The 24781-nt window shown below is 41.2% G+C and carries 20 protein-coding genes and 3 tRNA genes; 14 read left to right on the forward strand and 9 right to left on the reverse strand.

Features of this window, described 5'->3' with window-relative positions; translation table 11 throughout:
- Positions 1-74: 74 nt before the first annotated feature.
- From M1E96_RS13595 to cspE, 3 genes are all read right to left on the reverse strand, one after another.
- Entirely contained in the window at positions 75-773 is a 699-nt protein-coding gene (locus tag M1E96_RS13595; RefSeq protein WP_070924717.1) for an MgtC family protein, read from the reverse strand.
- A 545-nt stretch (positions 774-1318) separates the two neighbouring features.
- The gene (gene dsrB / locus M1E96_RS13600; RefSeq protein ID WP_070924718.1) at positions 1319-1510 is read right to left on the reverse strand and encodes a protein DsrB; all 192 of its coding nucleotides are present in this window, start codon (positions 1508-1510) and stop codon (positions 1319-1321) included.
- Between the two features lie 233 nt (positions 1511-1743).
- On the reverse strand, positions 1744-1956 hold the full coding sequence (gene cspE, locus M1E96_RS13605) for a transcription antiterminator/RNA stability regulator CspE (RefSeq protein WP_008911725.1): 213 nt from the start codon (positions 1954-1956) through the stop codon (positions 1744-1746).
- Positions 1957-2426: 470 nt separating this feature from the next.
- Between cspE and M1E96_RS13610 the strand changes: the two genes are divergently transcribed.
- Both M1E96_RS13610 and M1E96_RS13615 read left to right on the forward strand, forming a co-directional pair.
- The gene (locus M1E96_RS13610) at positions 2427-2945 is read left to right on the forward strand and encodes a YlaC family protein (protein ID WP_070924720.1); all 519 of its coding nucleotides are present in this window, start codon (positions 2427-2429) and stop codon (positions 2943-2945) included.
- A 122-nt stretch (positions 2946-3067) separates the two neighbouring features.
- Positions 3068-3143 (forward strand) — tRNA-Asn (locus M1E96_RS13615).
- A 34-nt stretch (positions 3144-3177) separates the two neighbouring features.
- Here the strand turns inward: M1E96_RS13615 and M1E96_RS13620 are convergent.
- Together M1E96_RS13620 and M1E96_RS13625 are read right to left on the reverse strand one after the other, a co-directional pair.
- Positions 3178-4359, reverse strand: coding sequence for an anaerobic sulfatase maturase (locus M1E96_RS13620; protein ID WP_337979444.1), 1182 nt, complete (start codon positions 4357-4359; stop codon positions 3178-3180).
- Between the two features lie 9 nt (positions 4360-4368).
- On the reverse strand, positions 4369-6084 hold the full coding sequence (locus M1E96_RS13625) for an arylsulfatase (RefSeq protein ID WP_337979969.1): 1716 nt from the start codon (positions 6082-6084) through the stop codon (positions 4369-4371).
- 221 nt (positions 6085-6305) lie between these two features.
- Between M1E96_RS13625 and M1E96_RS13630 the strand changes: the two genes are divergently transcribed.
- From M1E96_RS13630 to M1E96_RS13650, 5 genes are all read left to right on the forward strand, one after another.
- A tRNA-Asn gene (locus tag M1E96_RS13630) sits at positions 6306-6381 on the forward strand.
- A gap of 204 nt (positions 6382-6585) precedes the next feature.
- Positions 6586-6661: transfer RNA gene (locus M1E96_RS13635), tRNA-Asn, on the forward strand.
- A 327-nt stretch (positions 6662-6988) separates the two neighbouring features.
- Positions 6989-8032, forward strand: coding sequence for a dihydroorotase (pyrC, locus tag M1E96_RS13640; protein WP_070924802.1), 1044 nt, complete (start codon positions 6989-6991; stop codon positions 8030-8032).
- A gap of 211 nt (positions 8033-8243) precedes the next feature.
- A complete protein-coding gene (gene bssS, locus M1E96_RS13645; protein WP_070924804.1) occupies positions 8244-8498 on the forward strand; it encodes a biofilm formation regulator BssS in 255 nt (84 codons plus the stop codon).
- A gap of 287 nt (positions 8499-8785) precedes the next feature.
- Positions 8786-9379, forward strand: a complete 594-nt coding sequence (locus tag M1E96_RS13650) for a LuxR C-terminal-related transcriptional regulator (protein WP_272580864.1) — start codon at positions 8786-8788, stop codon at positions 9377-9379.
- 65 nt (positions 9380-9444) lie between these two features.
- On the opposite strand, the gene M1E96_RS13655 is transcribed toward M1E96_RS13650, so the two are convergent.
- Positions 9445-10491 (reverse strand): rhodanese-related sulfurtransferase, encoded by a 1047-nt coding sequence (locus M1E96_RS13655; protein WP_070924808.1) that lies wholly within the window; start codon positions 10489-10491, stop codon positions 9445-9447.
- 436 nt (positions 10492-10927) lie between these two features.
- Between M1E96_RS13655 and M1E96_RS13660 the strand changes: the two genes are divergently transcribed.
- Positions 10928-11560: a DUF1007 family protein gene (locus M1E96_RS13660; protein WP_349489918.1), complete on the forward strand. Its 633-nt coding sequence runs from the start codon at positions 10928-10930 to the stop codon at positions 11558-11560.
- The gene (locus M1E96_RS13665; RefSeq protein WP_337979446.1) at positions 11551-12579 is read left to right on the forward strand and encodes a nickel/cobalt transporter; all 1029 of its coding nucleotides are present in this window, start codon (positions 11551-11553) and stop codon (positions 12577-12579) included. The genes M1E96_RS13660 and M1E96_RS13665 overlap by 10 nt, the downstream gene beginning before the upstream one ends.
- A 266-nt stretch (positions 12580-12845) precedes the next feature.
- On the opposite strand, the gene ttrA is transcribed toward M1E96_RS13665, so the two are convergent.
- Genes ttrA through ttrB form a run of 3 tightly spaced genes read right to left on the reverse strand, consistent with a single transcriptional unit; the run spans position 12846 to position 17690 of the window.
- Positions 12846-15932, reverse strand: a complete 3087-nt coding sequence (ttrA, locus tag M1E96_RS13670; RefSeq protein WP_319067520.1) for a tetrathionate reductase subunit TtrA — start codon at positions 15930-15932, stop codon at positions 12846-12848.
- Positions 15925-16953 carry a tetrathionate reductase subunit TtrC gene (gene ttrC, locus M1E96_RS13675; RefSeq protein WP_180355077.1) on the reverse strand — a complete coding sequence of 343 codons (1029 nt, stop codon included), beginning with the start codon at positions 16951-16953 and terminating at the stop codon, positions 15925-15927. The genes ttrA and ttrC overlap by 8 nt, the downstream gene beginning before the upstream one ends.
- The gene (ttrB, locus tag M1E96_RS13680; RefSeq protein WP_272580867.1) at positions 16953-17690 is read right to left on the reverse strand and encodes a tetrathionate reductase subunit TtrB; all 738 of its coding nucleotides are present in this window, start codon (positions 17688-17690) and stop codon (positions 16953-16955) included. Before ttrB ends, ttrC begins: the two co-directional genes overlap by 1 nt.
- A gap of 239 nt (positions 17691-17929) precedes the next feature.
- On the opposite strand from ttrB, the gene ttrS reads away from it, so the two are divergent.
- The 5 genes from ttrS to M1E96_RS13705 all read left to right on the forward strand — a co-directional run bounded on the left by ttrS (position 17930) and on the right by M1E96_RS13705 (position 24613).
- Positions 17930-19663 carry a tetrathionate respiration histidine kinase TtrS gene (ttrS, locus tag M1E96_RS13685; RefSeq protein ID WP_337979448.1) on the forward strand — a complete coding sequence of 578 codons (1734 nt, stop codon included), beginning with the start codon at positions 17930-17932 and terminating at the stop codon, positions 19661-19663.
- A gap of 57 nt (positions 19664-19720) precedes the next feature.
- On the forward strand, positions 19721-20317 hold the full coding sequence (ttrR, locus tag M1E96_RS13690; RefSeq protein WP_070924818.1) for a tetrathionate respiration response regulator TtrR: 597 nt from the start codon (positions 19721-19723) through the stop codon (positions 20315-20317).
- Positions 20318-20450: 133 nt separating this feature from the next.
- The gene (locus M1E96_RS13695) at positions 20451-21395 is read left to right on the forward strand and encodes a Kdo(2)-lipid IV(A) acyltransferase (protein ID WP_272580869.1); all 945 of its coding nucleotides are present in this window, start codon (positions 20451-20453) and stop codon (positions 21393-21395) included.
- Positions 21396-21457: 62 nt separating this feature from the next.
- Complete coding sequence (gene mdtG / locus M1E96_RS13700; protein ID WP_140182589.1) at positions 21458-22678, forward strand: multidrug efflux MFS transporter MdtG; 1221 nt, start codon at positions 21458-21460, stop codon at positions 22676-22678.
- A gap of 402 nt (positions 22679-23080) precedes the next feature.
- Entirely contained in the window at positions 23081-24613 is a 1533-nt protein-coding gene (locus M1E96_RS13705; RefSeq protein ID WP_070924821.1) for a peptide MFS transporter, read from the forward strand.
- The last annotated feature ends 168 nt before the right edge of the window (positions 24614-24781 follow it).

Raw genomic sequence — 24781 nt, forward strand, 5'->3', positions numbered from 1 at the left:
ATAGCTCCCATATTTTCTCCATGACGGAGGGTGATCGTCCATTTTGGCTCCTTTAGTTAATCGTTCTTCAGCAATCAGGCTGGTAACTCTGATGCCACTTTCCAGTTGATAGCACTGACACTTTGTTCAAGACTGATCCGACAAACCAGCGCTTCAATTTCTTTTTGTTCCGCAGGTGTTGCTAAAAATTCAGCAACAACTTCTAACTGTTCAGGTTTCAGTGTATCGGCACTACTTAATGACTGTAGGCGAATGTGTAATCCATTTATGGCTTGCAAAATCAGTGTCCTAACGAGTATTTCATCACCTTGATGACACATAACACGGATCTTATAACTCTGTTCAACATCAAGCGCTTGCTGTTGTGGCTGCTTATTAATACGTTGTGCAGCTTCTCTCAATAAAATATTGGCGCATAGGATCAGCAGTGTAGCCATAACCGCCAAAGAATATTGCCCTAAGCCACATAGCACGCCGATCCCCGCTGAACACCACAGTGTTGCCGCTGTATTCAGACCTCGAATGTTCATCCCTTCGCGCATGATCACGCCTGCACCTAGAAAGCCGATCCCTGAAACGACTTGCGCAGCAATCCTTCCAGGGCTATCAGGTGATGTCGTTACAGAACTTAAAATAAACACCGCCGCCCCCGTTGCAACCAATGCATTAGTGCGAAGACCAGCCATACGTTGGCGCCATTGGCGCTCAGCGCCAATTAAAGCACCTAAGCACATTGCGGAAGCTAAATTTAAAATTTCGAATGTAAATAACATGAGTATTCCTCCAAAAAATAGATATTTTGGATAGCAAAATATATGGAATTAAATCCATAGCACCTTAAGTTTGAATAATTAAATAATTATTCAGAAATTATTGGCTATTGCCTGGAGGAAATAATGAATAAAGGTAGATCTTCATGATCTGTACTCGCAATAAAACTTAAGTTGTTGATAGTAAACAACTGTAAAAAGGAGTATCGAGTGAGTTAACGCTGGATACTGCCTACCCTATTAGTCACTAGTGGCAAGCAGTTAATAGAATAGATAATTAATAACTTGCCAGTAAATTTAAATTTTTATTACAACTCTGACTGTCCAAGTAATTATCTCCTAAGAAAATTTGCAAGAAGTATAGATTGCTAAATTTATGAAGTAAAGCCTTAATATTATTTTTATACTCTAAATAATTCGAAGTACTGCTAGATGGTAAGTGAATAAGGTGTTAGGAATATCCATAAACATGTGATGAGCAGCGAATGAATCCAGCCGCTATACTCCAACCAAACCATTGAACTCGAAATATAACGAGTATAATAAATTTAATTTTCAATCGGTGTAACAAAAACCCCTTTTCCGCCCTCTTTTTCATTAAAAAACCAGATACCACCAGGGTAATCAGGCAAAGAAACTAAATACATAACCCCTTCATTAAATGGCTCAATCAGTAAGATTTTACCTTCACGGCGCTCTTGGCCATCTGTTTTCACATAAACACGGTCATGGATTTTCATTAGGCGGTAGTCTCCAATAAAAATGTATACACAAAATAATTCAAGATGCAGTTAGTCGGTAAGCAAATGAATCACAAAATGCAGTAACTAATGCGAATGAGTGTGATCACCATACCTTGATGAAAGGCGCTGCAACTTGAAGTGTCACGAATATATACAGGATCGAGTATAGCGGATACGAAAAAGCCCGTCATTAAAATGACGGGCTTTAGAAATCAGTTAAGCAATTAAGCTTAGATTGCAGTTACGTTAGCAGCTGCTGGGCCTTTTGCACCGTTTTCAATGGTGAATTCAACTTGCTGGCCTTCAGCCAGAGTTTTGAAACCAGCGCCCTGAATGGCAGAGAAGTGAACGAAAACGTCTTTGCTACCATCAGCAGGAGTGATGAAACCGAAGCCTTTAGACTCGTTGAACCACTTAACTTGACCTTTCATTTTGTCGGACATTTGACTTTTCCTATATAACATCAAAAAAAACTTGCCTTTTCGGCATATATTGGCCGGAGTCTACTATTTAACAGGAAAAAACCAAGATGAAGCGTAACGGTCAAAGGCTATCAGGGATAACTCTCTCTTTCGAACACAATAACTCAGTAATCGTACATCAAATAGGACTGCTAAACAGGCCGATACTCATTAACTCATGAGTTAAGGATAATAGCAACTATTTTGTATGGATCCCCCTTAAAAAAATGCTGTTTTTTCGGTTGTGTCACTTTTCCGATAATTGGGTTAACAAAAACTTTGCATTTTGTTGATAATTTAAAGTTTTATGAAGGTAAACCGCCCAACCACTCAGTCAGATAATTCTTACCCTGAAACAATTACACTCAAAATTTTTCATAATTGATATATAACAATTTCATTTACGCATGATACTCTTCATGCATAGAAGTCTTACAAAGAGCGGTCACATCATGGATATTATTAAACAAATACTTATAGAAGATTTGGATACCATCAATAAAAATGAAAAACGTGATGGAAAACCTTACTTCAACAGCCAATTCATCGCTAACCATCCTTATCTATGTATTGGTATGGTTGCCGCTTATATCCCATTGGCAATCTTAGTCCTCTATGCGCCCTACTTTGGCGTGTATTGGATGCTTGGCTTTACTCTATTATTTATTATATTAGGTGCTGTTTTGCTGTTTGATATTAAGCCAGTTTATCGTTTTGAAGATATTGGAGTGCTTGACCTGCGGGTTTGCTATAATGGAGAGTGGTTCGTCACTGAAGAAGTTTCACCATCCTCTATTCAAAAAATCCTTGATTCAGATGAAGTTAATCATGCAATTAAGCAAGAAATAAACCGTTTGATGGCACTTAAAGGAACATTGTCGTTTTATGATATTTACCATATTGCCTATCCTGAAATTCCATCGCCAACACAAACGACAGTGATGGCACAGAATAAAGCGCAATATCAATAATATAGAATAAAAATCAACCATAATGCACAGTCAATAACCAAACGAATTATTTTTGTGTTTTTATCGTTGACAGTCTGAGGTGATATCGCTAATATTCGCCTCGTTCTCAGGAACAAAGCAATTCCTCCATAGTTCAGTCGGTAGAACGGCGGACTGTTAATCCGTATGTCGCTGGTTCAAGTCCAGCTGGAGGAGCCAAATTTGAAAAGCCCGCTTTATAGCGGGCTTTTTGCTATCTGATACCTAGCACTTCTCTGCGCCAACTCTGCACACCTTGTGCATTGCGAGCATATTGTCTTACTGGCTTTAATACATTACTGAAAAAGGCATAATAGCCTTCACATAATTGATTGCGGCCTGATTGATTAACATGAGCTGGGCAACCACCTTGGCAAACCATTTTCACATCACACTGTTGGCACTCTTTACGACGGCTTTTATTTTGCCCAAAAGGCAATGCCACTGATGAATTTACAAAATCACTCAATCCTTTTTCACCATTAAACAGACCTAAATAATGGCGTTGGTCTGCTTGGTGGTCACATGCGTAAATCTCTCCTTTTGTTTCCATCATCATATTTGTACCGCAGCGTTCTGAATGTACACACGAAGTACTCACTTGGGTAAAATATTGGCTATAAACTTGCTCAATATTCATCACGAATACCTTACCAAGGTGATGATGTTGTTGCCATTGTTGATAAACACTATTTAAAAATTTACCCCAATTCTCTGCGCTCAATGTAAAACCTTGCCCAAGAGCATCACCTTCTAACATTAACGGCTGAAATTGAATATAACGCCCCCCAAGTTGAACAAAATGAAGGTAAATTTCCCGACCAAGATCCGCAACGTCATCATGGATAACAGTCAGTATGTTAAATTCAATCTCAAATTGTTGGAGCAAGCGAATACCTTTGATGACCTCATCGTAGCTCCCGATATTTCCTTTTCGGTTATGACGATAACGATTATGCACCTCTTCAGGACCATCAAGACTCACTCCAATAATAAAATCATGTTGTTTGAGAAAGCGGCACCAAGCAGGAGTCAGTAATGTTGCATTGGTTTGCAACGTATTAATAATGCGCACGCCCTGCGGGGTATAGTGTTTCTGTAATGATACTGCCCGCTTGTAAAAGTCCAACCCTGCCAATAACGGCTCACCGCCTTGCCATACAAAATTGATTTCTTTGCTATAAGCTGGCTGAGCAGCAACATAGTTTTTGATAAAAGGCTCTAGCATCGCTTTTATCATCGGAACCGCTTTTTGTTGCTCGGATTGGGGATAGTAGCAATAATCACACTTTAAATTACAACCAGCGCCAACTGGCTTTAACAGTATATGAAACGGGATCGCCGATCTTAATGGCTTTGTCTGCAATACCGGAGGGTCATAAAATGCGATTTTCATGTTCCCCCCTTATTTCACTGGTACGGATTCAATACGTTTATTGGTTTTCGGATCAATACCAATATAATGACCACTCGACTCATCAACACCGATATAATCAACCGCTTCCCCCTTCGCTTCAATAATCATGCCTGTCGCAGCAAACTGTTCATATTGCTGTTGTAGTTTCTTAACAATATCAGGGTGCTTTGCTGACACATCTTGTGTTTCAAGAGGGTCGTCTTTTAAATTAAATAATTGCCATGGTGCCATTTCTGCTTTTGGCGAACCTTTAACTAAGCGCCTTAACTTCCAATCACCGTCAACCAATGCCGCCTGATTATGTAATTCGACACCAAATGAATATTGTGAATTAATATTAGCTTTATCAAGTAAATGAGATTTAAAACTGGTTCCTAACATAGGAAGTGGATGAATGTTTTTAATCCGCTTATTTGCATCAATACCGGCAAATTCATATAGCGTTGGCGCAATGTCATATACGGCCATCGGGGTGTTATCAATACTCCCCGCTTTGCCAATACCCGGCCCTGTGATAATCAGATCAGTGTTGATTCCTCCTTGTGCACTGGTTGTTTTATGAAAATTCGCATAAGGGGCATTGCTAACATTAGCCCAATGAGGTCCCACAGAAACAAAAGAATTCTTACGGCCAATATTTTCATAGCTATTATCAAACTGCTCCCAATATTCAGGTTCAGATTCATAATAAAAGCCGGATGCAGGGTTAGCGCCATTATCTGTAGCAAAAATAATAATGGTATTTTTATCTCTTCCTGTTTCTTTGAGTGTATTGATCACGCCACCAATCTGATCGTCCATATAGGCAATCATCGCCGCATAAACTTGCATGGTTTTAGCCGCATAACGTTTTTCTTCAGAAGTCAGCTGTTCCCACTCTTTATCAAGATCAAGCTCGGGCATTGGCGTTTTATCATTAATAATACCAAGCTCCTTCAATCGATTGATACGCTGGCGATAGACTTTGCCAAATCCTTCATCATATTGGCCATCAAATTTACTGATCCAATCATCAGGGGCTTGGATTGGGTCGTGAGGAGCGGTAAATGCAAGGTAAGCAAATATGGGCTGATCTTTAGGTGTCTGCTTAATCCACTGCTCAAGCTGCTGAGCATAGTTTTTGCTTGAGTAAAAATCGCTTGGTAATGACGTCTTTTCACCATTTAATGTGTAGTAGGTATGAAAACTTTCTACGGTGCCTAAAGGCATCGCATCATCAAAGTGGCTAGTTCCTCCTCCCATAAAAGCAAATGCTTGATTAAATCCTCTATCTGTCGGTCTAGCGCCTTTGGTATAACCTAAATGCCATTTACCTGACATTAAAGTATTATAACCCGCATCTTGAAAACGTTCCGCCATCGTGACGACACGATCAGTTAAACGTAATTCATAACCTGGTTGGCCGACCGTGTTTTCGTACCACCACATTCCCCCCATTCCTGCTTGCTGGTTGGTTGCCCCAGTCATCAACATTGAACGAGCAGGAGCTGACATAGGCGAGGTATAATATTGACTCATTCTAACGCCTTGATCAGCCATCTCTTGTAAATTTGGCGTTGGAATTTCCCCACCAAATGGGCTTATGTCTGAATAGCCCATATCATCAGCAATAATAATGAGAACATTAGGTTTTTCATTGGTTTCACCAAATGTAGCCCCTGAAATAACTGAACTTAATGCAACTGCTAACATCGTTTTTTTGATCATAGCCTATCCATTGTTGTTAATTATTTGTGATATTAACGTTAAATATTGTTTCCCCCTATGGCTATCGTTCTTCAGTATGATAGCTATAGGACTACTTTTCGCTGACATAATCACCAATTTGCTTATTTAGCAATCACTTGACGTTTTTTTTAATATTTATGCTTTACAATGAACGGCAGGATGGGTAATATGCGCCTCGTTCTCAGGAACAAAGCAATTCCTCCATAGTTCAGTCGGTAGAACGGCGGACTGTTAATCCGTATGTCGCTGGTTCAAGTCCAGCTGGAGGAGCCAAATTTAAAAAGCCTGCTTTTATAGCAGGCTTTTTGCTTTTATGGGCTTACCTTTTCCCTCTCCCCCCTCTTAATCACCTTAAATATTGCCTTTCGGTGAAACTTGCATCGATTCGATCACATAACAGGCAATCAAACTTTTATTGTGGTTTCTTCTTTGACATTTCACATCGGTAAGGCTAATATTCGTCTCGCTTTAAGGAGTTCCTCCATAGTTCAGTCGGTAGAACGGCGGACTGTTAATCCGTATGTCGCTGGTTCGAGTCCAGCTGGAGGAGCCAACTTAAAGATCCCCGTCTATATCGTTATTCCATTTATTTCCCTTTTAATTATATATCCTTAGCGTGTTACCAACCATTTTCACTGCCTAGCAAGATAATCATTAATTAACATAGATATTTTATCATCGTCGCTTTATACTCTAAATAATTCGAGGTGCGGCTAGGCGGCAAGTGAATGAGTCGCTGGGAGCATAGAAAACTATGTGACTAGTACGAATAAATGCAGCCAACAACGCTGCAACTTGAAGTATGACGAGTATAAGATCCTGTCCCGGCTTAAGCAGCACCTCGCTCATCATTTTATTTCCCCCTTACGGAGCCGGTTTCATGACAACAACTTTAACTATTCGCCGCCCTGATGATTGGCATGTTCATTTTCGCGATGGCGAGATGCTAAAAACAGTTGTACCTTACACCAGTCAATTTTTCGGTCGTGCCATTGTCATGCCAAACTTAGTCCCACCCGTGACAACCATTGAAATGGCAAAAGCCTATCGCGAACGTATCATTCAAGCTGTTCCTGCTGGTCAGCAATTTACCCCATTGATGACATGCTATTTAACTGATAGCACAAATGCTGATGAATTGATCCGTGGTTTTAATGAGGGTGTATTTACTGCATGTAAATTATATCCAGCCAACGCAACAACCAATTCAAGTCATGGTGTATCGGATATTAAAAATATCTATTCGGTACTGGCAGCCATGGAGCAAGCGGGTATGCCTTTACTGATCCATGGTGAAGTCACCGCCAGTGATATTGATATTTTTGACCGCGAAGCGCGTTTTATTGAACAAGTGATGGAGCCGCTCAGAAAGGCATTCCCTAAATTGAAAGTCGTTTTTGAGCACATTACAACTAAAGAAGCAGCACAATATGTACAAGAAGCTGATGGTTCTTTAGCCGCGACACTGACCCCTCAACATTTAATGTTTAACCGTAATCATATGTTAGTCGGGGGCGTTCGCCCTCACTTGTATTGCTTACCTATTCTCAAACGTAATATTCATCAAGAAGCGTTGCGTACAGCCGTGGCATCAGGGAGCGATCGTTTCTTTTTAGGGACAGATACCGCACCGCATGCCCAGCACCGTAAAGAATCGTCTTGTGGTTGCGCTGGTGTATTTAATGCGCCAACCGCACTGGCAGCTTATGCAACCGTATTCGAAGAATTAGGGGCATTAGAGCACTTTGAAGCATTCTGTTCATTAAATGGTCCAAAATTCTATAATTTACCTGTCAATGAAGGCTATATTCAGTTAACGAAAGAGCAAAATATCACTACAGAAACCATTGAGTGTGGTAATGATAAACTAATCCCATTCCTTGCAGGCGAAGATTCTCGCTGGACTATACGTAATCTCGATTAAATGTTTTCAACGGGGAATTTATTCCCCGTTGATTTATTTATTATATGTTAAGTTTTTGTGCATTAACTGCTATTTCTGCATAAAAAAGTCAGTAACCCCCTTTTCAATTAGCAAAATCCCCTTATACTAACAAGTACTCATTGCGTATGAGTTTTCGCCCTTAGTCAGTTATCGATATATATTTATCTCGCAGTATGATTAGGAGGTGTACATGAATAGAAAAGATGATGTAATTCAGACCCACCCTGTTGTTGGCTGGGACATCAGTACTGTTGATGCTTATAATGCAATGATGTTACGTTTGCATTACCTCCCAGAAAAAAGTGAACAAAATGAGAATGCCATTGTTGATAAAACAATGTGGTTAACAACCGATGTAGCCAGACAACTGATTAATATTCTACAGGCCGGTATTGATAAAATAGAATCCGGCGATTATGTAGAACCAGGTTTTAAGACGCACTAGTGAAAGTAATGGATATTTGGTACATACCAAATATCCATTAACCTAATATTTTTTCAATCTTAGTCAATACCCTCTAATAATTCACATCATTAATTCATTTTAAATTATATTTACTCTTATATAATTCAATCATATTATAAATTTATGCTATTTATAATGATATGATTTAAAATTATTGCTTTATTATAAAAAAATAAGAGCAATTAATCGTAATTTATAATTCACTTATTGACTTCAGCATCCATTCCAATTTATTGTAATATTCTTTTCGAACAAGGATGTTCCTTATGAAAATATTAGTCATTGATGAATGTTATTATACTCGTGTCGGCATTACTGAATATTTATCTTCTAATAAGAAATTAGAATTTATTAGCGTAGGCTGTATAAAAGAAGCGATTAACTGTATTAACAATTGCAAGCCAACCATTATACTGGTTAATTTAACCTACTATTGTCATCATTCTCATTTTTGCTTAGCCTTAAAAAAACTATTAAATACTTCAAATGAGATAAGATTTTATATTTATATTAACGCAACTTACCCAATATCAGATAAACCATTGTTATTAAAGAATAATTACTTCATTATGTCTAAGAAGATTATTATTCCGACATTAAATAAAGTGATCAACGAATCCGAGCAAATCGAAGAAACTATAAAATTAACCAATAATACGAATTCTTCAATATTTACATTAAAAGAACAGTGTATAATCAACAGCTGGATGAATGAAACACCTAATCATATTATTTCAAAAAAGTTGGGGATCAGTAACAGTACGGTTTATTCACAAAAAAGACATATTGCATCAAAAGTTTATGTAAAAAATCGCATTGAACTATTTTTTATTTATAATATTTTTAAATATTTATATTAAAAAAAGCCCCAATAATTGGTTAAACAACTATTGGGGCTGAAAATAAATATTTTTATTTATATGAATTACTTATCATTATTTAACAAACCATCGGATAAACGATGACGTGATTTATTAAATATTTTATTACTCACTTCACGCCCTGCACGGCGAGCGCGTTGCTCTTCTTCTGGCAGTTTCATTTCTTCTGTACATGCACTGCTGCAACAGCCTTCATATTTTTCAGCGCATGAAGGGCATTGAATAAACAATAAATGGCAGCCATCATTACGACAGTTAGTATGCGAGTCACACGGCTCACCACACTGATGACAATTCGCTAGCATATCTTCAGTGATCCGCTCACCCATACGGTTATCAAACACAAAGTTTTTACCTTTAAAGCGTAATGGCAAACCTTGCTCTTTCGCCTTGCGTGCATACTCAATAATACCGCCTTCAACGTGATAAACGTTTTTAAAGCCATTATGCAACATATAAGCACTGGCTTTTTCACAACGAATACCGCCCGTGCAATACATCACAATATTTTTATCTTTTTGTTGTTGTAGCATTTCAACTGCCATTGGAAGTTGCTCTCTAAAGGTATCAGAAGGCACTTCAAGCGCATTTTCAAAATGACCAACTTCATACTCATAATGATTACGCATATCAACAAAAATGGTCTCAGGATCATCAATCATCTCATTAACTTCATGAGCTTTGAGATACTTCCCAGTATTCGCAGGGTTAAATGACTCATCAGTAATACCGTCAGCAACCACTCGCTCACGCACTTTCATGCGTAAAACCCAGAAAGATTTACCATCATCATCAATAGCAATATTCAGACGTAAATTATCTAGCTCTGGACTGGTGGTATAAATGAGTTCACGTAGCGCTTCAACATGAGATTCAGGTACACTGATTTGCGCATTAATCCCTTCTTTCGCAATGTAAACACGCCCAAAAACATTCAGCTCTTTAAATTGTTTGTACCAGTTGTCTCTGAATGCATCAGGATCTTGGATATTAAAATACTTATAAAATGAAATCGTCGTACGTGGTTCCGTCTCCGCCAACATACGTTCTTTTAGAATTTTGTTTGAAACTTGGTTATGTAACACTGGCATGGTGTTCTCTTTTCCTTTGTAACGAGTTAATAGTTATAACTTTAAAGCATATTGTGTCCACGAAGTGTCCACACTAGAGCATTAGCAATATTATCGCTGTTATTTTGTTAAGAAAAAACCCTTTATATTAAATGGTTTTGTTAATGATTAATTGAAGAACGGTATCCGCAATATTGACTGATTTCAGGATCTCCAACCATTTATGTCGAAGAGCTGAAATATGATCTAGGCTGAGAAGCTACACTTCTGGGCAATAGAGATGATATTTTCGTATCTTAAGCGCTGAAGTAGGTATTGAATGAATACCTTATGGTTGGCACGCTTTCCCTATACACTTTGATAAATAATCATTGAATTTATTTCAAATTGAAATTAAGTTATATTATAACATTTAATCTTCAATACCATTATCGCCATACCTGTTTAATCTATGATGATGAAATTCAATATATTTTTTCTATTTTTCAGTTTGATATTCACCACAAAAAGCTTTGCTCACCCTCATAGTTTTATTGATATGCAGGTTACTCCAGAGATCAAAGAACATCAATTTGTTGGGTTGGCATTTACATGGAAAATGGATCCGATGACTTCCGCAGACATCGCCTATGAGCTTAAAAATAGTAAAGAAGACGAACCAAAATGGCGAGCCCAAGCCGCTGCTATTATGGCAAATATCCTTGCCCAAAACTATTTCACCGATTTCTATTCGCAAGGCAAAAAAATAGCTTTTCAAACATTACCTAGCAATTACCGCTTGCAACGAGATGGATTACAGCTCATTTTTTCATTCACCGCACAACTAAAGCACCCCATTCCAGTTGAAGGTGCCAATATTGAATTTATGACCTACGACCCTACTTTTTTTGTCAGTATGACTTACCCTGATCAAAAAGCGCTCCACTCAGCAAAAGTGCCTAAAACACAATGTAAAATCACCTTACATGAGCCCGATGTTACCGATGAGCTACGTTTTTATGCCTATTCTTTGGATATTGACCAATCCCCCGAAGAGGATGAAACACTGGGGCTACAGTTTGCACAGAAGGTAAAAATACAATGTCAGTAATTCAAACGATTAATGCATCTCGTTTAAAAATAATGGGTTCAGTTTTATTACTGGTTGTGATTGCAGGTGTCAGTTATCAAATTTATCAATATTGGCCATTATGGTTAAAAACGAGTGTGATATGGCAACGTCAGCTCAATTTATCGCTAACTGAACTACTGCAATCTACTCAAGAGCAACCTTTTCACGCGGGATTGCTGTTAATAGGGGTTAGTTTTTTATATGGATTACTGCATGCTATTGGCCCAGGGCATGGCAAACTGATTATTACCACATATATTGCCACTCAACCGACCCAACTAAAACAGAGTGTTGTCCTAAGCCTATTGGCCTCATTACTTCAAGGACTCGTTGCTATCGTACTGGTATCAGTGATTTTAATTATCTTTCAGCTATCTACTCGCCACTTACACATGATTGGCCAATACAGTGAAAAGCTCAGCTATGCATTCGTGATCCTACTCGGTGTATTGTGTTGTTTTAAAGCACTGCGACAAGGGTGGAAAATTCGTCAAAAAAAAGCGGCCTCCGTGTTAAAAATTCAGTCGGTTTCCGTACTCAACAGCACAAAGCCAAATGCAGTAATTAAACCGCCATCCAATGTAGAGCCTATCTGTGGTTGTGGGCATCAACATGTGCTCGCTCATCATCAATTACACACCAATCTCAAAACACAAGCTATTGTGGTGCTATCTATGGGATTAAGGCCATGCTCTGGAGCTTTATTAGTCCTGCTGTTTTCTTATGTTATTGGAGTGTATCAATGGGGAATACTAGCAGCATTGGCCATGGCAGTGGGTACCGCTTTAACCATTTGCGCTATCGCATTGTTTGTCTATTCTATGCGAAATGTAGCCACTCAGATGGTAAAGTCTAAGGGCTTTACATGGTCTCCCTATTGGGGGATCGCAATTAGCCTCTGCGCAGGTGTGATATTTATTTTATTGGGCCTATTGATGTATCAAAGTCTCATACTCAATGAAGTGGTTTCTCCGCTGCTCGCGCCTCGCTCTCGATAAAGAGACATAAAAAAAGGAGGGCTCCCCCTCCTGAAACTACGATGAGGTAGCCACATCGTATAAGCGCAATGTCAACTTTTTAATTATTTAGTGATCGGCGGCGTAGTACTGCTTTCGATCACTGTTTATATACTCTAAATAATGCAAGTTGCAGGTAAGCGACAAGTGAAGATAGTCGGGGGAGCATAGATACGCTCTATAACTCGATGAGCGTAGTCCCTTATCTCATAACGCAAAGCCCTGCAACTTTAAGTATGATGAGTATATTAGCCAATTAGCTCAATTTTAGCCGGTAGGCCTTGTCTTACCGAAGCACCTGATACCCAATCTAACCATGTATTCGCTACTTCACGGGTTGGATCAGCAAAACCTAAGTCATTTAAGTTAATTCCTGAGCCATTTGCTGCATTCATTGGCAATGGATTACCATCAAGATAGTGCTGTTTAGCGCCCATTTCTTTGTGTCCATAACCATGCTCAATCGCCAGTACGCCAGGCATCACTCCATCCAATACACTGATTTGTGCCTCTGCATAACCACCCGGTGTGGTAATTTTGACCCAATCACCGTGCTTAACCCCCATTTTTTGCGCATCATCAGGGTGTATCGCAACCATATTCGTGGGTTTCACATGACGCAAACGCTCAATCATCGTGGTAGAGCTACTCATCACATGTGACTTAAATGACATCAGCTTTAATGGCCATTCCGCAGGTGGAAACACTTTGTTGATATCATCACCATTTGCTAAACGTGGTGGGTAATAGGTTGGGCAACCACTGTAACGTTCCCCCGTAATTGCATGTCGGTTAACGGCAACTGTTGGGTTCCAGATTTGTAATCCTTTTTTCCATTGCGGACCTGTCGCCTCACCATCCCACGCTTTTTCATAAGGAGCAAAACGTCCACCGCGTGTGTAGATATACGCCACACGACGTATTTCTTCTGGCTTTAATGTTTTGCTCATGGCTGGCAAAATACGTTCAACACCACTGATTTGAATATCTTCCGTTGCCGCCTCTGGCACAGGTTTTTCGCCCATCCATGCCATATTCGCCGCGACACGTAGATAGTAATCCTCCGCACTATTTAACGGATATTTATTACCATCCATATCTTCAATGACGTTATCACCAAACCCCGGAAGGTTAAGTTCTTTAGCGACGGCGATACAGAAAGCTTCCATTGAAACGGGTTGTCCATCCGCCGTTTTCGCAGTACGTGACTCAACAATTGGCCAACGTGCTGTACTCGCTTTTACTTGTACACCAGACCACGGAGCACTGAACCCCCAGCTCTCAAAGTTATGTGTATCAGGTACAATATAATCTGCCAATGCGGTGGTTTCGTTCATAAAGGCATCGATACCGATAATTAATGGCAGATGCTTTGGATCTTTAAGCTTTTCTTCCATGACCTGACGGATCCCCGCAATACCATAGACAGGGTTAGTCATATTGGTGATCCAAGCCTTCAATGAGTACGGATACCCCATCAAAGCAGAAGCCAGCTGTTCAGTTAATTGCCCTTTCGCAAACGGATACCAAGGTGCTTTTGCTGGATACGGTTTTTCACCGGCCGCGATCCGCGCCTTAAATTCATCCGATTTTTCATAAACTTCATTACTGCGTGATAACACAACCCCTTTTGGCTTCACTTTACCTGCATAGCTTGCCATGTTGTAACGTGGGCCATCGCTTTCACCGTTAAATTTACCACCACCAACCGATACCCCACCTTTTAGGTTCAGGTTACCAATTAATGCGTTTAACATGATCACCGACCAAGCCGTATAAAAACCGTTACCGCCCATCATGCCACCATGAGAGATGACCGCAGCTTTACGATCATAGGAGGTTAATGCACGTCCTAAAGATTCAATAGTTTTCACTGGCACTTGGCAACGTTGGCTATATTCATCCAACGTCATTCTATCTGCGGCATCTTTTAGACATTGGAAGCTTGATTTCACCGTCACTTCGCTGCCATCGTGTAACGTGATGGTACGCGTTACGAACAATTCGGCGTTAGTCACATCATCAGCCAGTTTTAATTCACCTGTTGCATCTTGAACCATGTAAGCTTTTTGACTTGCTTCATCGTCAATAGGCTGGCCATTAAGATGAGCAGCAATCAATAATTGCCCTGCTAGTGGGTGATTGTCATCGGTGATCACTAAATGCGTTGAGTTCGTCCAACTTTTCTCACCCACGGCTTGCATTGATTTTTCACTGGGTACACTCAAATAAGCTGCATTGTAGCGCTCATTTTCAATGATCCAGCGGATCATCCCCATAACTAAGGCTGCATCCGTTCCCGGTTGCACGGGAACCCAATGCCCATGGTCATTCGCGAGCGTCGTGGTTAATGGTAACGCAGGTGCAACCACCACATAATTGAAATTATCGCGTAAACGCGCAGAAGCAAGTTGACGTCCTTGGCGTTTGAAAGGGTTACCTGATTGTGCTGGTGAAGTACCGATAAATAACGCAAAACGAACGTTATCCCAATCAGGTTTAACGTGGGCGTTTTTATCTAAATCGTCCATTAACGCGCCAGAGCCAGCACGATAAGCCAAACCACAATATGAGCCGTGTGCACCAAAGTTTTTACTACCAAATGCATTTTGTGCAAAGCGACGAATAAATCCATCACGACCATCATCGCCCGCGTTAGTGACTAATAATTGGTTAGCTTTGGGACCAAGCTTTGGTTGTGAGGGATCCAGTGGTGTTTCCAGATCACGAATGGCACGTAAGCCATCAACATGACCTTCACCAAATAGATCACCGCCTTCAACCACTTCTTTGACTAATTGTTCAAAACTGATGCGTTCCCACTTACCTTCACCACGTTTGCCCACACGTTTCATGGGTTCAAGTATGCGTAGTGGGCTAGTCAAACCTTCCATGAGTGTTGCACCACGTGCACAAGCCGTTGAGCGATTTTCTAATCCACTTTCCCCACCCATTTTATTAAATGCCGTTTTTAAAGGCATACCATATGGGAAGTGTTTTTCATGTGACAGAGGGTGGTATGGATTTCCTGCTATGCGCAGAACTTCGTTTTTCGTTGTATCGACACGCGCACGAATACCACATTGCGTCCAACAACCAAAGCACTGGGTCATCGCAACCACTTGTTCTGGGTTTTCTTTCCATTCACTGTTGGCTTGGCCTTCTGGGCGTAACGAGTTGCCATGAATGCGGTCTAAGGTCACTTTACCTGATGTACCGTTCGCTAGGCCATCCACAGCACGCTTCGCTACATCACGGTAGCCAGCGCCGAACAGTGCTAATCCACCAACAACTAAACCACCTTTAAGCCATTGACGTCTTGAGAATTTAGCCATGTTGCACTCTCCTAGCAAACCAACGAACACCTTCACGAATAATAATGGTTAATGCGATCCACAAACCAAAGGTTCCAAACAGTGCGAGTAATCCATCTGTTCCCATCGGGAAATGATAAGGATTCACTAAAATGCTATATTTCGGCACTGCCTGAACTTCCATTAAGAACACCCAACGTAAGCTCCACGTTAGCCCCATCGCCACTAATGCAGTGATAGTGATATAAACCATCGGGCGTGTTGATTTTAAGTTACCGATTGACATCACCAGTGAGACTAACCACAAGGCACAGATCCCCATTAACATCCACCAACCAGGACTCGCGACATCAACTTGATGGCGCACAGCAATACCTGAAATGGTGTCGCCTGATAACCATAGCGCAAAACAAACCGCCAGTAGTAATAAGGTGATCACTTGCATACGGGCTAAACGTTGCTGATACTGCGGTTCACGACGAGCCCCTAAGCCAATCAGAGCAGGAACCGCTTGCATTGCACTTAAGAACATTAAGACAGGGATCCACCAGCTAAACCAAATAGGTCGCGCAATCAGTACTGATGCCTCTCTACCTGTGTATAGCAGTAAACCAATCGCTGAAAGTGCGGATAATAAAGCAACCCAACGTGTGGCTTTAAACTCTTTTTTCCAGATAAACTTCACTAACAAAGCGATAAAATAAAGACCGGTGAATGTGGTAAATAAAGGTAATAATACTGAACCCCACCACATCCATGACCACAGCGTTGGATAGGCATAGAAATGCCAAACACGTGCAGTTTGATGTAAATCAGCGGTTAAAGCTAAAGGTGCCGTGATCCCCATCGTTATCGTGATAAACACGGCTATCATCTCTAAGCGACTATTTTCGCTCTTACCTTGCCAATGAAGGTAGCAGGCATACAGTGTTGCACAGGCCGCAATACCGATAAAAAAGAAGTATTGAACCGCCCAAGGTAACCAAAAAAACTCTTGGGGTTGTGCCATTATTTCTGCAATATAGCTCACTTGTTCACTCATCAGAACACCTCCTGCCACAATGCGGGTTGCCCTTTACCAGCCAACGGTTGAACAAAAGCATCGTCCAGACCGAGATAGAACACTTGCGGCAAGGTGCCACTTTCAGGTTTTAATACCTTAATTTCTGCTTCATGTTCCGTCAGCATTTGGCGAATAGTACTGTTAGGATCTTTTAAATCACCGATAATACGCGCACCACCGACACAGGACTCAACACAGGCAGGTAACAAGCCGACTTCAAGTCGATGTGCACAGAAAGTACATTTATCCGCGGTTTGTGTCGTGTGATTAATAAAACGCGCGTCATATGGGCAAGCTTGTACACAATAAGCGCACCCCACACAGCGTTCATTATCAATAACCACAATACCGTCTTCGCGTTGAAACGTTGCTTGTACTGGGCAAACAGGTACACAAGGTGGGTTATCGCAATGGTTGCATAGGCGTGGTAGCAGGACGTTCGTGAAACCTTCCTCTCCCTTTAAGGAGACTTGATATTGGTTGACTGTGGTACGGAATTGCCCTTGTGGTGTTTGGTTTTCCACCGCACAACTGACAGTACAAGACTGACATCCAACACAACGGCGTAGGTCAATCAGCATCCCGTAACGCTTTTCAGGATTGCCTTCACGACGAGTTGGGGAGAAGTTTAGCCCTGCTTCAGCAATCGGGATCAACGATGCTCCCGCAGTGACTGCCCCTAATTGTTGTAGAAATTTTCGTTTACTCAGATCCATAATTGGCTCCAGTAGGACATTGCTAATACATAAATATGGTAAGTTTTAGTTTTACAGGCTTTATTGGCCGTTATTGCAATCTATTTGTGATAACCACAATAATTTTTATTTTTCTTTAAAAACGGTGTGTTATCTTTAGTTACTTGTATTGTATGAGGGGCAGGAGAACCACCCTATTGTGGTTTACCACATACCCGTAATTAACTTGATCTAACGCAACGAATAACTCAAATACGCCTATGTCTCTGTATCGATTAATGATAGTTATGGTCATCGCATGGTCATTTCCTGCCATGGCTGCTGAATGGAAAATTGGTGTGCTAGCGCTACGCGGAGCAGCTTCAACCCAATCGCAGTGGCAAATACTGGCCGATACACTGAATAAATCGTTACCTGATGAACACTTCACCCTACTCCCTTTGAATCTTGATGAAATGCGCAATGCGATTTCAGAACGTAAAATTGATTTTTTGCTCACCAACCCTGCACAATTTATTCAACTCGATAGTCGCTACCACCTACGTTGGCTACTCTCTTTGCGCTCTTCATTAGAGCCAGATAGCGCAACTCGCAATGTTATTGGCAGTTTGATTTTAGTGCGTGCAGACAGCGACATTACTGAAGCCAAAAATCTGATAGGTAAGAAAGTGGGGGCAATTTCGCCTGATGCTTTTGGGGGATATCTATTAGGTTATAAAGTATTAAGAGATATGGGTTACGATGCAGAGAAAGATTTTCGTATGCAATTTCTTGGTTTCCCTGCGGATGCTCTACTGTATGCTTTACGTGACCATTCTCTTTCCGCGGCAATTATCCCTGTTTGCTTGTTAGAAAACATGGATAAAGAAGGTTTAATTGATAAAACACAATTTCGCCCTTTGATTGAACATGACAGCGCCTTGCCCTGTAAAACCAGCACTGAATTATACCCTAATTGGTCATTTGCTGCTCTTAGCGATGTGCCTGATAATCTTGTCGATAAAGTCACCAAAACCTTACTGTCTTCCGATAATTTAAGAATGCGTTGGGGAGCTCCCGCTTCGGTTAATCAAGTTGAAACCCTATTGCGCGATGTGAATCAACATCCACGACAACGGCAAATTTGGCAAGACATCGTGAGTTGGGTGATCCAGCATCAAATCACCATAACCATAGTCACATTATTTTTTATTTTATTGGGTATTAACCACATTTGGATCGCATTTCTTGTGCGCCGCCGTAGCCGCCAGCTGGAAGAAGCACATAATCGTTTACGACAACAAGAAGCCAATCTTGAACAAGCGCAGCGGCTGAATATTTTAGGGGAAATGGCTTCAGGTTTTGCCCATGAGCTTAATCAACCACTTTCTGCGATCCGCCACTATGCACAAGGCTGTATTTTGCGCCTCACCAAAGAATCGGCTGAGCACCCTCTTATCGGTACGTTGACTAAAATTGACAGCCAAGCACAACGTGGTGCGGACATTATTCGCAATTTGCGGCTCTGGGCAGGTAAACCTCACCAAGAAGTGGCATTACCACTACATCAGCAGCCTGTTTTAGCCACTATTCAACATATTTGGCAATTACTGCGGGTTTCACAACAGTACCCACAGGTAAAATTGATTTTACCTGACAATCAGGACATCTCACTCAAACTTCCTGATACTTTGCTCGATCAGTTATTATCAAACCTGATTAGCAATAGCTTACAGGCTGGAGCCAATACACTGCAATTTAGCTTTCATCTCGCGCCTGAGCGTTTTTTACTCGTCCTACAAGATGATGCGGGCGGTATGGATACAGAGCAACTCACTCAAGGTATTACCCCCTTTTCGACCACGAAAAAAGCGGGGTTAGGTTTAGGGTTGGTGATTTGCCAACGACTGATCCAAAGCCAAGGCGGTGATATTCGCATTGAAAATAACATCAATGAAGAAGGCTTAAATGGCCTAAGAGTGACGCTGATCTTTCCCTATACTCTAGAGGTGTAACATTTACGGCGCTAATATGAGATAATGCCCATTAATCATAATGTAATGAGACTAACTATGACGCTAATTCATCTGGTGGATGACGATCCTGATGTCACAGATGCTTGCCAATTCCTACTTGAAACCCTCGGCTATCATGTTGTCGTTTGGAATGACAGCGAACAATTTATTCAGCAAGCCAATCTTTTTGAAGAAGGTGTTGTATTGCTCGATATGCGTATGCCGAAACTGGATGGCCGCCAAGTTCATCAATTACTTAAAGAGCAACAAAGCACCTTAGCTGTGATTTTCCTCTCTGGCCATGGTGATATTCCTATGGCGGTAGAACAGGTCAAATTGGGTGCGGTTGATTTCTTACAAAAACCTATTGATAGCCAACAATTGGCAAAAACACTCGAACAAGCAAAAATTAAAACCATTCAAGCAACTGAAAGATATCTTATTCAGCAACGCTATCAAACACTAACGCCAAGAGAAAAAGAGATCTGCCAATACGTTTTACAAGGGCTGATCAATCGTGAAATTGCCGATGTGGCTTGCGTTTCAGTGCGTACAGTAGAAGTACATCGCTCACGGGTGATGGAAAAAATGGATGTGCGAAACATGGCTGAGTTAATCAGCACGTTACAAACAGCCAAATTATTGAATGAATAGTTTGTTATAATAAGATAACCATTGATTACTTTTTAGTATCCATTCAGTCATCAAAGGGTGACTGGTATCAGAGTATTAATGGCTGTTACAACAAATAGATAAATCAAAATATTAACCTGATTTTTGGAAAACAATGATACAAGCGCCAAAGTTTAATAAAAGTTTACTACATCCACGCTACTGGCTAACTTGGCTCGGGGTCGGCCTGCTTTACGTACTGATACTGCTGCCCTATCCGATGATATATTGGATCGGTACTCGTCTAGGCTTGCTATCAAAACGATTCTTAAAAAAACGAGCTCAAATTGCCGATCGCAATTTAGAATTATGTTTTCCTGAAATGAGCCTACAAGAACGCCAACGTTATATCGATAAAAATTTTGAATCTGTCGGTATGGGGCTTTTTGAGACGGGTATGGCATGGTTCTGGCCTGAATGGCGTATTCGCCGTTGGTGCCGAGTTGAAGGCCGTGAAAATATGCTAGCTGCGCAAGAAACGGGGCGCGGTATTATTGTATTAGGTATTCATTTCTTAACGTTAGAAATGGGAGGCCGTACATTTGGTATGCTCAACCCTGGTATCGGTGTGTATCGCCCTAATGACAATAAACTACTCGACTGGATACAAACACGCGGTCGTTTGCGTGCTAACAAATATATGCTCGATCGCAAAGATGTGAAAGGCATGGTCCGGGTTTTGAAACAAGGTGAAATTGTTTGGTATGCTCCCGACCACGATTACGGCCCACGTAACAGCTCATTTGCCCCTTTATTTGCCGTACCGAATGCAGCAACCACTAATGGTTCAGCCATTCTATTACGCTTAGCCAAGCCCTTAGTGGTGCCATTTACCCTTCGTCGTCTCCCCGCAGGTAAAGGCTACGAGCTGTTAATTCAACCCGCTGTTGATGATTTCCCAATTAAAGATGAAGTGGCTGTTGCCACTAAAATGAACAAAATCATCGAAACGGAAATTCTCAGGGCGCCTGAACAATATATGTGGCTACATAGGCGGTTTAAAACTCGTCCCAAAGGAGAACCCTCTTTGTATGGCGATTTAGATAAAATTCATCATTAATCACACATCACGGCTGTTAATCATCTAACAGCCGTGAGTTTTTTAAAATAAGTAAGGAGTCTATGTTAACCAAAAACAATTATTGGAAACGCAATCTGTATGTGGTGTGGTTTGGCTGTTTCTTAACGGGTGCCGCATTTAGCCTCATCATGCCTTTTCTTCCGCTTTATATCGAGGAGCTGGGAGTCACCGATCACAGTTCATTAAACCTGTGGACAGGCGCCGTTTTCAGTATTACGTTTTTGTTTTCCGCCATTGCTGCGCCATTTTGGGGGCGGCTCTCCGACCGCAAGGGAAGAAAGCTGATGTTGCTACGCTCTGCATTAGGCATGGCAATTGTGATGGTATTAATCGGCTTCGCACAAAATATTTGGCAATTACTTGCACTCAGGGCAATACTTGGTCTGCTAGGGGGTTTTGTTCCCAATGCCAATGCGTTAATTGCAACCCAAGTTCCGGTGAAGAAAAGCGGCTGGGCAATGGGTGTTTTAGCTACAGGTGCCGTCAGTGGTGCTCTTATTGGCCCATTAATAGGCGGACTGCTTGCCGATCAATATGGTTTACGCCCCGTATTCTTTATCACGGCAACGGTACTGTTTATCTGCTTTTTTGTGACGTTATTTTACGTCCGAGAACGTTTTACCCCTGTATCACGTAAAGATGCACTCAATACCAAACAAGTTTTTGCCTCACTAAAAAACAAAAATTTAGTCATCAGCTTGTTTTTCACTACCATGATCATTCAAGCTGCTATGGGGTCGATTAACCCTGTGATCACCCTCTACATCCGTGATCTATCCGATTCAATAGAGAATCTCGCCTTTATCAGTGGTGTCATTGCCTCGATACCCGGTATTGCAGCCTTACTCAGTGCGCCGCGATTAGGGAAACTCAGTGACCGCATAGGCCCTGAAAAAGTCCTCTTAGCCGTATTAGGGGCTTCCATATTTGTGTTGTTCCCGATGGGACTTGTCAGTAGCTATTGGGAGCTAGGTGCTTTACGTTTTTTACTTGGCGCACTCAATGCCGCATTACTGCCCGCGGTACAAACCTTAATTATCTATAATATATCCCATGAGGTAACAGGGCGAATTTTCAGCTACAACCAAGCATTGCGTGATGTCGGTAATGTTACTGGCCCGTTGATGGGTTCATTTGTCGCGGCAAGCTATGGTTTCCGAGCCGTTTTCTTTTTCACTGCGGCTTTAGTTTTATTCAACCTGATTTATTCATGGTATATGATCAAACGCCAAACACGCAGCAGCAAAACACCTTCTGTTTAATTTTTTGCATAAAAGCTGAAACGTTATTTTTCTATTTGTTCTTTATTCATTTCCCTCATTTATTGTAGGTATAACAGCATTTTATGCAAAAACAGCAAAAAACATAACTTAACATCATGTTTTTGAACGCTATGCTAGTTTTATAATCGACTCTTTTCATGTCAATAGAATTCCTGTATCTTCGCCTACCTTATCGTGAGAAATGCGATTGATATCGACTTTTCACCTTAAAAATACCATTTTCACCATAAACATATTCTGTTTATAAGTGTTTTTATAATAATGTATGTTAAAAATATGTTTACAGAATGACGTTAACATATCTATATATTTTGGCGCCTTCAACTTTCTAAGGCGTTTTTTCAAGCACAACCAAATCAAAAATAAATATCGGAGTTACAGATGAATACTTCTGCGACCAAAACAAAAACCTTCTTTGGGCATCCATACCCACTGAGCTCACTATTCCTGACTGAAATGTGGGAACGGTTCTCGTTTTATGGTGTGCGCCCACTGCTCATCCTGTTTATGAGCGCAGCACTACTGCAAGGCGGCATGGGCCTACCTATTGAGCAAGCATCCGCTATCGTCGGTATCTTTGCGGGTGGGGTTTATATCACATCACTACCCGGTGGCTGGTTAGCTGACAACTGGTTAGGGCAACGCAGAGCAGTTTGGTACGGCTCACTGATCATTGCACTCGGCCATTTATCGATTGCTATGTCTGCGTTTTGGAGTAATACCTTCTTTTTCGTTGGATTACTATTAATCGTTCTGGGTACAGGACTGTTTAAAACCTGTATTACCGTTATGGTAGGTACACTGTATAAGAAAGAAGATACACGTCGTGATGGCGGTTTCTCGCTGTTCTATATGGGTATCAACATGGGGTCATTTATCGCTCCGCTGATCATCGGTCCATTACATGAAAAATATGGCTGGCACCTAGGCTTTGGCCTCGGTGGTATCGGTATGTTAATTGCCCTGCTGGTTTTCCGTTTTTACGCTATTCCACAGATGCGCCGTTATGATAAAGAGGTTGGCTTAGATTCCACTTGGAACCGCCCAACGGTTGAACGTAAAAATGTTGGCAAATGGGTTACCGTTGCCATGGCACTACTTGCAGTACTGGTTATCTTAATTGATAACGGCACTATTCCATTTAATGCTTCCACTATCGCCAAAAGCTCTGCTTATATCATTGCAACCTGTGTTGCCATTTATTTTGTTTTCATGTTCTTCTTTGCAGGCCTTAACAGTAGCGAACGTTCTCGCCTACTCGCTTGTCTGATATTATTAATTGCAGCCGCATTCTTCTGGTCCGCGTTTGAGCAAAAACCGACCTCATTTAACATCTTTGCTCGTGACTATACTGACCGCCAAATGGGTTCATTCGAGATCCCAACAATTTGGTTCCAGTCGATTAACGCCCTGTTTATTATTCTATTAGCCCCTGTATTTAGCTGGTTCTGGCCTTCTCTTGCTAAGCGCAACCTAAACCCAAGCAGTATGACTAAGTTTGTAATTGGTATCCTATTTGCTGCGGGCGGTTTTGCGGTGATGATGATGGCAGCAAACCAAGTATTAGCGACTCAATCTGGTGTATCACCTTTCTGGCTAGTCTCCAGTATTCTGTTGCTGACGCTCGGTGAACTATGCTTAAGCCCTATTGGGCTCGCCACAATGACTTTATTGGCACCACAAAAAATGCGTGGCCAAGTCATGGGGCTATGGTTCTGTGCAAGTGCGTTAGGTAACCTTGCAGCAGGTATCATGGGAGGGAATATCAATAAAGAACAACTGAATTCAATGCCAGAGCTGTTCTCTCACGTTTCGATGGCATTAGTTATCTGTGCAATTGTGCTAGCTGCATTGATTATCCCTGTTAGAAAAATGCTGAAAAATGCTGATGCCAATGAAGCAAAAGCAAAATAACTTATAGCCGTTCTTGATACTCGAAATAATACAAGATGCAGCTAGGTGATCAGTGAATAAGTGGTTAGGAACATAGAAAACACGGTGACTAGCACGAATGCCCGCTATCACCATATACACTGCGAAGTATGACGAGTATATAACAACACCCGATACGCCATTGAGCCT

The organism is Providencia sp. PROV236 (genome assembly GCF_033676985.1).
Taxonomy (GTDB): Bacteria; Pseudomonadota; Gammaproteobacteria; order Enterobacterales; family Enterobacteriaceae; genus Providencia; species Providencia manganoxydans.